Raw genomic sequence first — 14097 nt, forward strand, 5'->3', positions numbered from 1 at the left:
TTTCACTTTCCCTTCGGGGTCAGGATCTCGGAGAACTCGTCGGCGAGGGCACCACCGATGCTCGTCGAGTCGTCCTCGGCTTCCTGGTGCTTGGCCTCGACGTCCCGCAGGCTGGCCGAGAAGTTATTCAGGAGCGTGATGGCCGTCTCGTACCGGGTTCGCATGCTCGCGCGGTACGCCTCCAGCTGACCTTCCAGCGCCTTCGCCTGTGTGCACTTCTCGGGGTTTCCGATGGCGAGCGGGATCTTCGATCCGAGGCTCACATAGTCCGGCTTGACCGTGAGGTCACGGCGGAACCTGGGGATCTCCTGGTTGGCGTATCTGAGATAGACGCCGTCGGTCGACTGGAAGATGTCGCCCGGATTCGCGTCGCCAGCCATGCTCACACCTCACAAGTCGATTCGGTCGGTCGGGTCAGCTGCCCTGGAGGTTGTTCAGGCCGCGACCGCCGTCGAGGTCTCCATCGATCTGCCGGGCGTGCATCCGCTGGAGAGTCGTCCGGGCGACCCCGTACTGCTCGTCGAGCTGCAGCTTGATCCGGCCCAGCTCCGCCTGGAATTCCTCCCAGGAGGTACGGGTCTGACCGCTCAGGGTGTCGCGCAGCGCGCCGAAGTTCTTCTCCATCCAGGCGAGGGCCTCCTTCATCTCCTGCTGGGCCGCGTCCATGTTCTTGATGGCGTCCAGGACCCCTTGGTGGCTGATCTTGACGGACATGAAGGAACTCCTCGTGAGGCAGTTAAGAGAGCGGGGAAGAAAAGGCGGGGAGAGGGCCGGGGAAGGTCACCCGGGGTTGATCGTGCCGGCGATACCGGCGGCGTAGCTGTTCGCCTCGTGCTCGGCGTCCGTGAGGAGCCGGTTGGCCATCGCGGTGCCCTCCCGGAAGAACTGGGTGCGCTCCATGACCCGGCTGTGCGACCTGAGCCACTCGTCGATGCCCGCCGCGTGGGTCTCCGAGGAAACGGCCTGGTAGGCACTCCGCACCTGGCCCTGGATGGTCCTGACCTTGCGGCCCGCCTCATCCATGTCGCGAAGATGCTGGTCCAGCGTCTTCAGCGTCTCGAGCATCGCTGTTTCATCGTTGGACAGGCCGTCGGCCGAGTTGACGTTGAAGCCGGAGACATCAGACATGGGGGTCCTCCTGGACACTGCGGGAACACGGCGGCACCACGGGTGCACGGCAGGCCGACCACACCGGGAATCACGCCCTCCGGTAGTCGACGGATCATCAGGTTAATACGCCGTACGGGATCTTGGTACGAATGTGCCCCGACAATCTGAGTGTTCATCTTCGATATGTGTGTGAGCTGCGGAAATGCCGGAGAAAGCGCGTACCTCCCGGCCCTCCTATCCTCAAAGGAACCTCAATTCCCTTAAGCCGGAGGGAAATCGGCTATCAGGGCGTCGTGTTCTTCGGTGCTTCCACGAGTCCCTGCGTCAGCAGGGCCGAGTCGTCCAGCGCGGGCCCCGACGCGAGCATCCCGAGGACACCTGACGGGATGGGCACGGACTGATCGACTCCGTACCCCAGCCGCTGGAGTCCCTTCTCGCCCCCGGGGACCGGGTACTTGGCGCCCGACTCGGTGACCAGGTAGTAGGCCGTGCCGGTGCCCGCCGAGGAGAGTGCCGTGACGAGGGCACCGCCCTCCGGACGTACCGCGAACATGTCGGCGGTCCCGGAACCCGCGGTGATTCCGGGCTGGTTGGACACCGCCCGACCCCCCACCGCGTCCGCACGGGGCAGGACGACCGAGACCGTCGGCCTGCCGTCCGCGGTGCCGACGACGGCACATACGCCCTCGCCCGCGCCGACCGGGCTGGGCCTGGGCAGACCGGTCGGGACCGTACCGCCCGCGGCTCCCACGAGCCGGGTCGCCTTCGGGTCCTGGTGGCGCGCCAGGTCGTCCGGGCCGATCTTCTGCAGGACGACGGCTCCTCCGGCGTAGGCGGTCCGCTGGGTACGCGGATCGCCCTTCAGTAGTGCCTCCTCCAGCGCGGTGACCTTGGTCAACCCGCGCTCCGTCAGCAGGTAGTGGCCGCCGGAGCCGTCGAAGAGCTGCCCGATCCGTGTCGGGCGGCCGGCCAGCGACGGGCCCGCCTTGCCGCGTCCGGCCACTTCCGGCACTGCCAGATCCGGGCCCGCCGGCAGGGCGTTGAGGAACGCGTCGGGGACGGGATGCGCCCCGTCCGGGTCGTAACCCATCGCCTGGACCGCGTAGTTCGCGGTGTTCAGTCGCAGCCGGGTGCCGTGCCAGAGGAGGTACGTGGTGCCGCCCGGGACGGTACGGACCAGGGTGGCCCCGTCCGAGGTGACGGGCCTGCCCTTGGCGGTCAGGCCGACGGCCAGGGTGAGGAGCGGCTCCGAGGCCGCGTCGGGCCGGGTGGCGCACACCGACCAGGCCTCGCGGCTGAGCGCGCCCGCCTGCGGCAGCGGATCCGGCGCGCCGACGATGCCCAGAGTCGCGCCGCGCGGGGCGTCCTCGATGGAGGCGGGCTTGACGCTCACCACCTTCATCCGGTCACCCGCCAGCAGTCTGGCCGAGGTCTCGTTGAGGACCGGGTGGAGGACTCCGTCGAGCGTGAGGTAGCGGGCGCCCGAACGTTCGTCGAGCACCAGCGTTCCAGTGGCCTTCCACGCGTTCGAGCCGCCGGGCACCACCAGCCCGTACACCGCGACGATGAGCGCGGCCAGGGCCGCGACCACGAGGCCGATGACGAAACCCTTCGTGGTCCGCCGGTGCGCGGACTCGGGGGCGTCCGGGTCGTCCCGGAGCATTCCCAGTGACAGCCGGCTCATGACGAACATGTGCGCGTGGACCTGGTCCCGCCTGGACTGCATTCCTTGCCTTTCCGACCGGGCATCGGCCCGGCGCGCGAGGGCCCGGGATGCCGGGGCTTTCGGCCGCCGGACCCCGGGATCCGCCCGCTGTCCGGCGGCGGACGCCGGAGAGCGGGCTCAGCTGTTGAGGCCCCGCAGGTACTGGTAGAGACCGGCGACGAGCAGGGCCAGCGGGACGAGGACGATGGCGAAGAGCAGATGGAGCAGGTCGACCGCGCGCCCCCAGTAGGGCACCAGGCGCCGGCCGGGGAGCGTCCAGCCCGTGATGGCGAGCACGGCCGCGACAGCCAGCAGACCGGCGAGCAGAAGCGGCCGGGACCCGTCGTCGGTCCGCAGGACCAGTTGCACCGTCAGCAGTATGGAACCGTAGGCAGCAGGCAGGACGACGGCGAGCCGCTGCCAGGCGCCGCCGATCGCCCGTGCGTGCGTGAACATCAGCGCGCACAGGACCGCGGCCAGGGTGAGCGGAGCCCAGGACGTCTCGAACGCCAGCACCGTGAGGCAGCCCGCGGCCACCAGCCCGGTGGCACCGTAGAGGCCCGTGAGGTAGCTGTCGGCGACGGCGCCGCGGGCGGCGATCCGCTCGTCCGGGGTGGGCTCGATGCCCTCCTGCAGCTGGCCCGCGTTGGTGGGCAGCAGCGGCACCTTCAGCCCGGACAGGCGGAACGCCAGGGACGGCAGGAAGTGCCCCAGCAGGACGACCACGAGGATCAGCGGGGCGGCCGTGCCGGTGGCCGGGACGCCGAAGAGCATCACGGCTCCGCCGACCGCCCCGAGGACCGCGGCCAGGGCGGCGGCCAGGAACAGCGGGGCGCACGCGCCCACGGCGGCCAGCGCGAGCACGGCGGCGCCGGCCGCCGCGGAGCAGCCCGCGAGCAGCCGGGCGCCCAGTTCCGCGTCGGACGCGGCTCCCTGGGGCACCAGGGCTCCGGCCAGGGCGAGGTAGGGGACGGCCGCCGCGCCGAGCGCGGCGCCCGCGCCGATGTCGCCGACCGCCCGTGAGGCTGCCGCCGCACCGGCCAGCAGGAGGATCGCGGTCGCCGCCGCGCAGATTGTCCTGAGCCCCGTGGAACCGGGCAGCAGCAGGAGCAGCAGGCCGGTGGCGAGGGTGCTCAGGGCCAGCGCGGTCATGAGGTGGTGCGACCACACCGGCCGCCAGGAGTCGGGGCGTTCACGCAGCCGGCTGGAGAGCCCGTCGACGAGGTCGTCGTAGTGGATTTCGGGGAGGGCGTCCCCGCGCAGGCGCAGATGTACCGTTTCGCCGTCGTGCAGGCCCAGGTCGCCCAGGGTGTTCTCGTCGTCGAGGGGTTCCTGGCCGAGGCGCTGGAGCACCCAGCCGCCTGCCTGCGCACCACGTTCGTAGAGGTCGGTGCCTCCGTGGTCGACGATGGTCGGCAGCAGATCGGCGAGCACGATGTCGGACGGTACCGCGAGTTCGACGGAGCGGTCGGGCGTCAGCACCGTGAGGCGGCACAGAGGTGCCGCGGATATGTCGGTCAAGCGCGTTTCATCGCCTTCCAGGACAGTGGTCGACGCGGTCAGATTGATCACATTAACTTGTGCGTGCAGTCTGTAAGTTGTGGGGTGCCGCCAAGATCGGCGGCCGCGCCCCCACCCGCCCCCCGGCCTGCGTTCCCGCACCGTCGGCTGCACCGCAGGCGTTTGACGTTCTGTCATCCCGAAGACGCGTCACGGCAACCGCCGGCACCCCTCAGGAAGGCGATTCCCTTTGAGCGTGGTCCTCTTCAAGAGGCCTCCCCGGCGTCTTGGCCCCGAGATGCCCCATGGCGAACTGAGCCTCCAGGAGCCGCCCACGGTGCCGGAGACGCAGAGCGCGATGGGTAACATGATCACGTACATGCCGATGGCGCTCAGCTCGCTCGGCATGGTGCTCATCTTCCTGCGTCCCGGCAGTGGCGGCGGCCCCATGATGTACGTCGCCATCGGCCTGATGGCGCTGTCGGCCGTCGGCATGCTGGTCTCGCAGATCGTCCGGGCTTCCGGGGACCGCAAGCGGGCGCTGCTCGGTGAGCGGCGCGACTACATGCGGTACCTGTCGATCAGCCGCAGGCGCATACGCAAGGTGATCACCCAGCAGCGGGAGGCGCAGGCGTGGTCGCATCCGGACCCGGCGTCCCTGTGGAGTCTGGTGCCGACGGCCAGGCTGTGGGAGCGGCGGGCGGCGCACGCGGACTTTGCCGAGGTGCGGATCGCGGTGGGCGAGCAGCAGCTGGCGACGAAGCTGACACCACTGAGCACCAAGCCGGTGGAGGATCTGGAGCCGCTGTCCGCACACGCCCTGCGGCGCTTCATCAAGGCGTACGGCACCGTGCCCGACCAGCCGGTCGCGGTCTATCTGCGTACCTACGCGCGCATCCTGCTCCAGTCCGAGGAGGCGGAGGAGGATGCCGCGCACGCGACGGTGCGGGCCCTGCTGGCCCAGCTGAGTGTGTTCCACGCGCCGCAGGACCTGCGGGTCGTGGTGCTGGCGGACCACGACCGCCAGGACGCCTGGGAGTGGGTGAAGTGGCTGCCGCACGCCCAGCATCCGACGGACGTCGACGGCGGGGGTCCCGTGCGGCTGGTCACCGATTCCGTCCTGGGTCTCGAGTCACTGCTCGGCGAGGAACTGACCGGTCGGCCCGCCTTCGAGACGGACGCCGTCCCGAGCACCGAGGAGCCCTACTGCGTCGTGGTCCTGGACAGCACCCGGACGCCCGCCGACTCCCGGCTGGCCACCGACGGCTACCGCAACACGGTGACGCTGGATGTGTCCGGTTCCCTGCCCTGGCGTCCGTCCCGCCACACGCTGCGGCTGCGGATCGCCGGGCAGCGGCTCGAACTGGTCAGCACCGACCGGTCGGGGAAGGAGACCACGTCCGCGCTCGGCAGGCCCGATGCGCTGGGTCCCCGCCGGGCCAGGGCACTGGCCACGCTGCTGTCCCCCTATCGGATGGGCATCACCACGGACAACGGTGAGGCGCTCACCTCGGACGTGCAGCTGACGACCCTGCTCGGCCTCCCCGACCTGCACACCGTCGATCTGGACGCCGTGCGCGACGACCGCAGCGAGCGTGCCAGGCTGCGGGTGCCGCTGGGGCTCGCCGGTGACGGCACCCCGGTGGAACTGGACATCAAGGAGGCGGCGCAGGGCGGGATGGGCCCACACGGCGTGCTGATCGGCGCGACGGGTTCCGGCAAGTCGGAGCTGCTGCGGACCCTGGTGCTGGCGCTGGCGCTCACCCACTCCTCGGAGAAGCTGAACTTCGTCCTGGTCGACTTCAAGGGCGGCGCCACGTTCCTGGGTCTGGACGGTCTGCCGCACACCTCGGCCGTGATCACCAACCTCGCCGACGAGTCCTCCCTGGTGGACCGCATGCAGGATGCCCTGCACGGTGAGCTGATGCGCCGCCAGGAACTGCTGCGCAGCGCCGGGAACTACACGTCGGCGTTCGAGTACGAGACGGCGCGGGCGGCGGGGACCGACCTGGAGCCGCTGCCGACGCTCTTCGTGGTGGTCGACGAGTTCAGCGAACTTCTCTCCGCACACCGCGACTTCATGGACCTGTTCGTGATGGTGGGACGGCTCGGCCGCAGCCTGGGCGTGCATCTGCTGCTCGCCTCGCAGCGGCTGGACGAGGGCCGGATGACCCAGTTGGAGTCACATCTGTCGTACCGGATCGCGCTGCGGACTTTCTCCTCGATGGAGAGCCGTGGCGTCCTGGGTGTGCCGGACGCCTACCAGCTGCCCTCCGTACCCGGCAGCGCCATTCTCAAGAAGGACACCGGGACCCTGGTCCGGTTCAAGGCCGCGTACGTCTCCGGGCCCTATCAAGGGGTCCGCAGGGTCGGCGCGTCGGCTGTCGCGGGTCAGGTGGTCCCGTACCGCACGGAGTGGACCGCGCCCCGGCTCCCCGCGCCCGACCCGGCCCCGCAGCCGGTGGAGGAGGAGAGCGAGGAGTCCCTGCTCGCGCTGGCCGTGTCCCGGATGCGGGAGGGCGGCAGGCCCGCGCACCGGGTCTGGCTGCCGCCGCTGGACAGCCCGCTGTCGCTGGACGTCCTGCTGATGGGCGTGGAGCCGCACGCCGAGCGGGGTCTCACCACCATCGATCCCGAACTGCACGGCACGCTGACGGTGCCGGTGGGCATCATCGACCGGCCCTTCGACCAGACCCGCGAACCCCTGGTCGCCGAGTTGTCCGGCGCGGGCGGGCACGTCGGTATCGCGGGCGGTCCGCAGAGCGGCAAGTCCACCCTCGTACGCGACCTGATCATGTCGCTCGCGCTCACGCACACTCCGCGCGAAGTCCAGTTCTACTGCCTGGACTTCGGCGGGGGTTCGCTCGGTTCGCTCCGCGACCTGCCGCATGTGGGCGGTGTGACGGGCCGACTGGACCTGGAGCGGGTGCAGCGCACTCTGGCCGAGGTGCACGGGCTGGTGGCCCGGCGCGAGAAGCAGTTCGCCGAGCTGGGCATCGACTCCATGGCGACGCTGCGCGCCCGCCGGGCCGCCGGTGAGATGCCCGACGAGCCGTACGGCGATGTGTTCCTCGTCGTCGACGGCTGGGGCACGATCCGCCAGGACTTCATGGACATCATGGACACCTTCACGGCGCTGGCGGCGCGGGGGCTCAACTACGGTGTGCACCTCATCGTGGCGGCGGGCCGCTGGTCGGAGATCCCCACTGCACTGCGGGACCAGCTCGGCACCCGCTTCGAGCTGCGGCTCGGCGACAGCATGGACTCCATGATCAACATGCGGGCCGCCGCGACCATCCCCAAGTCGCCCGGCCGCGGCATGACCGATTCCAAGCACCACTTCCTCACGGCTCTGCCCCGGCTGGACGGCGGCGACAGTTCCTCGGACCTCGGGGCGGGCGTCGCCGACGCGGTGGCCCAGGTGGCCGAGCACTGGCAGGGCCCGCCCGCACCCGCGGTCCGCACCCTGCCGGCGGTCCTGGAACCCTCCGAGCTGCCCGACGCCGAGGTCGGCGCGGACGGCGATCTGCGCCTGCCGCTGGGCCTGGAGGGCAACCAGCTCGACGTCATGTGGCACGACTTCGCACAGACGGCGCACCTGGTGGTGGTGGGCGACGCGGAGACCGGCAAGACCAACCTGCTGCGCTCGGTCTGCCAGGCGGTCACCGACCGCTACACCCCCGCCGAGGCGCGGGTACTGCTGATCGACTACCGGCGCGGGCTGCTGGAGAGCGTCCCCGAGTCGCACCGGCTGGGCTACGCCGTCTCCGTCGACGTACTCAAGCAGGCGGTGGACGGCATCGCACGGGCCATGAAGGAGCGCCTGCCCGGCGCGGACATCTCGCCCGCGCAGCTGAAGCGGCGGGACTGGTGGAGCGGCCCGCAGGTCTTCCTGGTCGTGGACGACTACGACATGGTTTCCGGCGGCAACATGAGCAACCACTTCGGGCCGCTGCTCGATTACCTCGCCCAGGGCGCGGAGCTCGGTCTGCACCTGATCGTGGCACGCAGCGCCAACGGCGCGGCGCGGGCGATGAACGATCCTCTGCTGCGCCGTCTGCTGGAAGTCAACACGCCTGCTGCGCTGCTCTCCTGCCCGCCCTCGGAGGGATATCTGTTCAACGACACCAAGCCGAGGCAGCTGCCGCCGGGCCGGGCACAGCTGATCACGCGCAGGGGTGTGGTTCAGGTGCAGACCCCGCTGCTGCCGGACCAGGATCCCGAAAGTCCCTAGGTGTTCTGTCCGTTGGTGACGGGGTTCACGACTGAGTGATCTCGAAATGGGTGAGGGCCTTCTGGCCTGGTGTGGATTGCGACATCTGCACCGGCGACCAGAAAGGCCCTCACAACACGACGACTTCCCGCAATGGCTGCACACCTGCAATCACCACCGCGGACACACCGTGCTCGCAGGCAGACCACCCGCCGGCCGCGTCCCCGACCTCACAGGGCAATACACCTGGGGCGCACTGTCCCCTGGCTCTGCCGGCGCGGTCGTGCCGGCAGGCTGTCCCGGTCGGGATGCCGCCGGGCCTCCCCGGGTCCGGGGAGGCCCTGTCGTGAGTACCGGTGGAAGGCCGACGGAGCACCGCCCGGACCCGCCGGCGCGGCACGGCGGGCCGGCGGTGAGGCCGAACTGCATGTGTGGCCCGGCGCCTTCCACGGCTTCGACACCCTCGCACCGCACGCGGTCCTCAGCCAGGATGCCCGCGACGCCCGTTCCCGGTGGCTACGGCGGATCGTCGGACGTTGCGGCCGGCCGAGGAGCGGATCGTCATGGGTTGAGCCAGGGGAGCGGGTCACCGCACGTTGAGGCGCCATGGCCCGGCAGTCGTGGCCGGGGGCTCAGCCTGTTTCCGTGACCGGCCCCCCGGCCCGGCCCGCCCGCCATCCCCGGCGGCGCCCTCTGGGCAGCACGAACGCGAGGAAGGCGACGAGCACCGTGACCCCGGCCGCCCCGCCGGCCACGGCCAGCGCACGGTTGCGTGCCTCCGGCGGGTCGAGCGGCGGGACGGCCGGGGCCGCGGCCTTCCGCGTTCCGGACGGGGACTGTGGGCGTTCCTCTGGAAGTACGGCGGAGAGCGCCCGCACCGGATCGACGATCCCCAGCCCGATGCCGGGGTCCGGCGTGTCACCCACGGCCCCGTAGGCGGTGGACTCCAGCCGGTGCGCGACCTGCTCGGCGGTCAGCCGGGGGTGGTAGGAGAGGACCAGGGCTGCCGTACCGGCCACGAAGGCGCCGGCCACCGCGTCGCCGCGGCCGGTGAACTGGCCGCGGCCGCCCGGCCCCGGCCCCGTCACCGAGACGCCGGGAGCACTCAGCCTTGGCTGCGAACGCCGCCCCTTCCCCGTGCCCGGCGCTTCCGGCTCACCGCCCGGCCCCACCGAGGAGACGGCGAGCACCCCGGGCAGCGCCGCCGGGTAGGCGGGCCCGTTCTCCGCCTGCGATGCCCCCGCCCCGCTCTCCCACTCCCGCGCCGAGGCGGGCGCCACCACCAGCGCACCGGCCTTCTGTGCGGCGAGGACGGCGTCCTTCAGCTGCTTCGGCGCGGAAGGGACGCTCAGCGCCACGTGGATGATCTGCGCCCCGGATTCGGTGGCCGCCCTGATCCCCTTGGCCAGCGCCTCGGGTGTGGTCGCGCCATGTTTACTGGTGGCCCGTACCGCGATCACCTCGGCCTCCGGGGCGACCCCGGCCGCTTCGAGACCCTGCTGCTGCCCGCCCGCGACGATGCCGGCGAGGAACGTGCCGTATCCGACGCAGTCGTCCCGCACGGTGCCGCCCGCCACCACATCCGGGCCTCCGGTGACCCGGCCGTCCAGCGCCGGTACCCGGCGCAGATCCGCTCCGGTACCGATGACGGCGACCTTCACCCCCGCGCCCCGGCTGAGTTCCCAGGCCCTGTCGATCCCCAGGAAGCTCTGCGCCCAAGGGACTTGGGCCGATTTCTTGGCGGACCCCGGAGTGCACGGGCGGCCGTCGGCGACAGTGGCGGGTATTCCCGGCAACGAGGGGCTGTCCGCGTCCCCCGCCGCACCGGCGGGAGCCGCGGTGCCGGGTATCAGGAGCAGGGCGGCCAGTGCTGCCGGTCCGAGTGTGCGGGACACCGAGGACCTCGAAGATCGCATGCGCCGATGGTAACGACGCTCCCCGCACCACCGGTACCTGCCCCGAAACGCCCCCGAACCGGTGCTCCGGCGGCGCCGGAACGCCGACCACCATGGCGGGCGACCTGCGGCAACAGGCATGATGGCCACAGCAGTTCCCCACGCCCTACATGCCGCGCGTCTTTGCCCCGTACCTACGGCGCAGGGGTCCGGGAGGTCAGATAAGTGTCACGCCAGATGCTCACCGTCGCCGCCGACGGGACGGGCGACCACCGCACCGTCGGGGAGGCTGTCGCAAGGGCCCGTGCCGGAGCGGTCGTCAGGATCGCTCCGGGACGGTACGAGGAGAGCCTGACGATCTCGGCCGCGATCACCCTGACCGCCGCCGAGGGCGAGGGGACGGTGGAGCTGGCGCCGCGGCGCGGGACGGCGCTGACGCTCACCAGGGACGCGGTGATGGTCAGGGACCTCGTGCTGCGCGGGCACGACGACGAACTGCCCGTGGTCGACGCGCCGCGCGGGCAGCTCGCGATGGACCGGTGCGACATCCACGGTTCGGCCTGGTCGGCGCTCTTCGCGCGGGACGGCGGGTCGCTGGCGCTGCGTCAGTGCCGGATCAGCAACCCGGTGGGCGCCGGTGTGGTGTCCACCTCCTCGGCCGAGAGCTTCCTCGAGAACTGCGTCGTCGAACACCTCGGGACATCCGCCGTGGTGGCCGGCGAGCGGGGCAGGATCACCGCGCGCTTCAGCCGGCTCAGGGACACCAGGGGCAACGGTGTCCTCACCAACGGGCAGGCGCACGTCCTCCTGGAGGAATGCGAGATATCGGCGACCGGCAAGCCGGGCGTCGCCGTCGAGGAGGAGAGTTCGGTCAGGATGGTGCGCGGCACGGTCCGCAAGGCCGCCGTCGGCGTGTTCGTGAACAGCGCCGGACTGGTCGTCCTGGAGGACGTCGCCGTCAGCGACATCACCGGGCACGGGTTCGTCCTGGGCGGCGGCAGTTCACCGACGCTGACCCGGTGCAGTACCGAACGGACCAGCGGGCACGGCCTGTTGGTGACCGAGCGCAGCCGCGGCACGTTCGAGGGGTGCGTGTTCGCCACCGCCGAGGAACCCGCTGTACGGGTCACCGGCTTCTCCTCACCGGTGCTGACGGACACCGTCGTCCATGACTCCAAGGGCACCGGTGTGCTGCTCGACGAGGATTCGGCCGCCGAGTTCAACCGCCTTGAGGTGCGCGACAGCGCCGGGTCCGGAATCGTGATCCGCAGCGGCGCCAACCCGCTGCTGCTGCGGGCCACGGTCACCGGGGCAGGCGCACACGGCGTGGAGGTCGTCAAGGACGGCAGGGGGCGGCTGGAGGAGAGCGTCGTCGAGCGGTCGGGCGACTCGGCGGTCCATGTCTCGGGCCACGGCAACCTGTTCGTGGGCAAGGGCCGGCTGCGCTCCTCCGCCGGGGCCGGAATCCACATCGGGGCGCTCGGCACGCTCACGCTGCGGGACACCGAGGTGGACGAGTCCGGTGGCGCGGGCATCCACATCGCGGCCGAGGGCGAACTGGCGGCCGTGCGTGCCGTGCTGACGGGGGCCGCCGAGTGCGGCGTACTGGTGTCCGCGGGCGCCCGCGCCTCCCTCAACGGCTGCGAGGTGACCGGTTCGGGCGCCGACGGCATACGGGTGGAGGGCACCGATGCCGTGTCGCTGACCGGCTGCACCGTCCGCGCCAACCGGGGCAGCGGAGTGCGCCAGACGGTGCCCGGCGACCGGCTCGCCGTCGAGGGGCTGGCCAGTGCGGAGAACGGTGCCCCGGACGCCTGGGGCACCGCGCAGGACGCGGGGGCGGCGGGCGACGGGCGGCTGCCCGGCGGAGCGGCCCCGGCGGTGGCCGAAACCCGGTCCGGTACGGGCCCGGTGGCCGAGCTCGAGTCGCTGATCGGCCTCGACGAGGTCAAACAGCAGGTACTGACGCTGATCAACCTCAACCGGATGGCGCAGCGCAGGGCGAGCATCGGCATGCCCGCTCCGCCGATGAGCCGCCACCTGGTCTTCGCGGGCCCGCCCGGCACCGGCAAGACCACCGTCGCCCGGCTGTACGGCTCCATCCTCGCCTCGCTCGGCGTGCTGCGCTCCGGGCACCTGGTGGAGGTGTCGCGTGCCGACCTGGTGGCGCAGATCATCGGCGGGACGGCCATCAAGACCACCGAGACTTTCAACAAGGCGCTGGGCGGGGTGCTGTTCGTCGACGAGGCGTACACCCTGCTCTCCGACGGCGGCGGCAGTGGCGCCGACTTCGGGCGCGAGGCGATCGACACCCTGGTGAAGCTGATGGAGGACCACCGCGAGGACGTGGTGGTGGTGGCGGCCGGTTATCCGAAGGAGATGACGGACTTCCTGGCGTCCAACCCGGGTCTCGCCTCGCGTTTCACCCGCAGCGTCGAGTTCAGCGACTACACCTCGGACGAGCTGGTCACGATCGTGGAGCGGATGTGCACCGGCCACCACTACGAGCTGGATCCGGCGGCGCGGGCGGCACTGCTCACCCGCTTCGAGCGGATTCCCCGCGACGCGGGCTTCGGCAACGGCCGTACCGCCCGCAAGGTCTTCGAGGAGATGGTGGACCGACAGGCGTCCCGGCTGGCAGCCCTGCCGGAGGCCGGCGAGCGGGAGCTGGCCGTGCTGACCGCGGAGGACGTGGGCGTCCCCGCGCAGGCGCAGGAGGACGGGCAGGACGAGGATCCGCTGCTGCGGCTGGACGCCCTGGTGGGCCTCGCGGCCGTCAAGCGCGAGGTGAGCGACCTGGTCAACCTGCTCGCCACCGCGCGCCGGAGGAAGGAGGCCGGGCTGCCCGCGCCCCGGATCAGCAACCATCTGGTCTTCGCGGGCCCGCCCGGCACCGGCAAGACGACGGTGGCGCGGCTCTACGGCGAACTACTGGCCTCCCTGGGCGTACTGCCGCGCGGCCAGCTCGTCGAGGTCTCACGTGCGGACCTGGTGGGCCGCTATGTCGGGCACACCGCGCAGCTGACCCGAGAGGTGTTCGAACGGGCTTTGGGAGGCGTCCTGTTCATCGACGAGGCGTACACCCTGACGCCTCGCTCGGGCGCCGGTTCCTCAGACTTCGGCCAGGAGGCGGTGGAGACACTGCTGAAGCTGATGGAGGACCACCGCGACGAGGTGGTGGTGATCGCGGCGGGGTACACCGCGGAGATGAACCGGTTCCTGGGCTCCAATCCGGGTCTCGACTCACGCTTCCCGCGGCGTATCGAGTTCCCCGACTACTCCTCGGACGAACTGGTCACGATCGTCCGCATGCACGCGGCCGACAACGGCTACGAGTGCGCGCCCGGCACGGCCAACGCGCTGCGGAACCACTTCGACGGCATTCCCAGGGAGGCGACGTTCGGCAACGCTCGGCTGGCCCGGCAGACGCTTGAGCAGATGATGACCCATCAGGCGGGACGGCTGAGCACCATCGCGGTACCGAGCCTGGACGACCTGCGGCTGCTCCTCCCCGAGGACCTCTCCCCACGCTGAGATCAAACGAGGCCCGGGGCCGCGGCGGTTGTGCGAAGCACTCCGGGATCACCGGCAGATCCTCCAGCCACACCTGGAGGCGGGCCCGTCTGCGTGCGGCGAGCAGGCAGTGGTGCACGGCGCCGTCACGGAGACGGACG

At 71.2% G+C, this 14097-nt stretch carries 8 protein-coding genes and 2 pseudogenes; 4 read left to right on the forward strand and 6 right to left on the reverse strand.

Annotated features, from left to right (window positions below; translation table 11 throughout):
• Nucleotides 1–2 precede the first annotated feature (2 nt).
• The 5 genes from IEZ15_RS08145 to eccD all read right to left on the reverse strand — a co-directional run bounded on the left by IEZ15_RS08145 (nt 3) and on the right by eccD (nt 4336).
• Nucleotides 3–380, reverse strand: a complete 378-nt coding sequence (locus IEZ15_RS08145; protein ID WP_189275409.1) for a hypothetical protein — start codon at nt 378–380, stop codon at nt 3–5.
• 34 nt (nt 381–414) lie between these two features.
• Entirely contained in the window at nt 415–714 is a 300-nt protein-coding gene (locus tag IEZ15_RS08150; protein WP_189275411.1) for a hypothetical protein, read from the reverse strand.
• A 66-nt stretch (nt 715–780) separates the two neighbouring features.
• Nucleotides 781–1128, reverse strand: coding sequence for a hypothetical protein (locus IEZ15_RS08155; RefSeq protein ID WP_114247095.1), 348 nt, complete (start codon nt 1126–1128; stop codon nt 781–783).
• A 265-nt stretch (nt 1129–1393) separates the two neighbouring features.
• A complete protein-coding gene (gene eccB, locus IEZ15_RS08160; RefSeq protein WP_189275413.1) occupies nt 1394–2836 on the reverse strand; it encodes a type VII secretion protein EccB in 1443 nt (480 codons plus the stop codon).
• Between the two features lie 117 nt (nt 2837–2953).
• Nucleotides 2954–4336: a type VII secretion integral membrane protein EccD gene (eccD, locus tag IEZ15_RS08165; RefSeq protein ID WP_189275415.1), complete on the reverse strand. Its 1383-nt coding sequence runs from the start codon at nt 4334–4336 to the stop codon at nt 2954–2956.
• A gap of 277 nt (nt 4337–4613) precedes the next feature.
• Here eccD and eccCa point away from each other — a divergent pair, with 277 nt between their 5' ends.
• The 3 genes and pseudogenes from eccCa to IEZ15_RS44525 form a co-directional block, all read left to right on the forward strand.
• Nucleotides 4614–8549, forward strand: a complete 3936-nt coding sequence (gene eccCa / locus IEZ15_RS08170; RefSeq protein WP_189275926.1) for a type VII secretion protein EccCa — start codon at nt 4614–4616, stop codon at nt 8547–8549.
• A gap of 118 nt (nt 8550–8667) precedes the next feature.
• Nucleotides 8668–8775 (forward strand): annotated as a pseudogene (locus IEZ15_RS08175) (IS481 family transposase); the annotation flags it as partial.
• A 140-nt stretch (nt 8776–8915) separates the two neighbouring features.
• Nucleotides 8916–9128 (forward strand): annotated as a pseudogene (locus IEZ15_RS44525) (hypothetical protein); the annotation flags it as partial.
• A gap of 32 nt (nt 9129–9160) precedes the next feature.
• On the opposite strand, the gene IEZ15_RS08180 reads toward IEZ15_RS44525, so the two are convergent.
• The gene (locus IEZ15_RS08180; RefSeq protein ID WP_189275417.1) at nt 9161–10444 is read right to left on the reverse strand and encodes a S8 family serine peptidase; all 1284 of its coding nucleotides are present in this window, start codon (nt 10442–10444) and stop codon (nt 9161–9163) included.
• Nucleotides 10445–10660: 216 nt separating this feature from the next.
• Between IEZ15_RS08180 and IEZ15_RS08185 the strand changes: the two genes are divergently transcribed.
• Nucleotides 10661–13957 (forward strand): right-handed parallel beta-helix repeat-containing protein, encoded by a 3297-nt coding sequence (locus IEZ15_RS08185; RefSeq protein WP_189275928.1) that lies wholly within the window; start codon nt 10661–10663, stop codon nt 13955–13957.
• Nucleotides 13958–14097 lie beyond the last annotated feature (140 nt).

The organism is Streptomyces atratus (assembly GCF_014648655.1).
GTDB lineage: Bacteria > Actinomycetota > Actinomycetes > Streptomycetales > Streptomycetaceae > Streptomyces > Streptomyces atratus.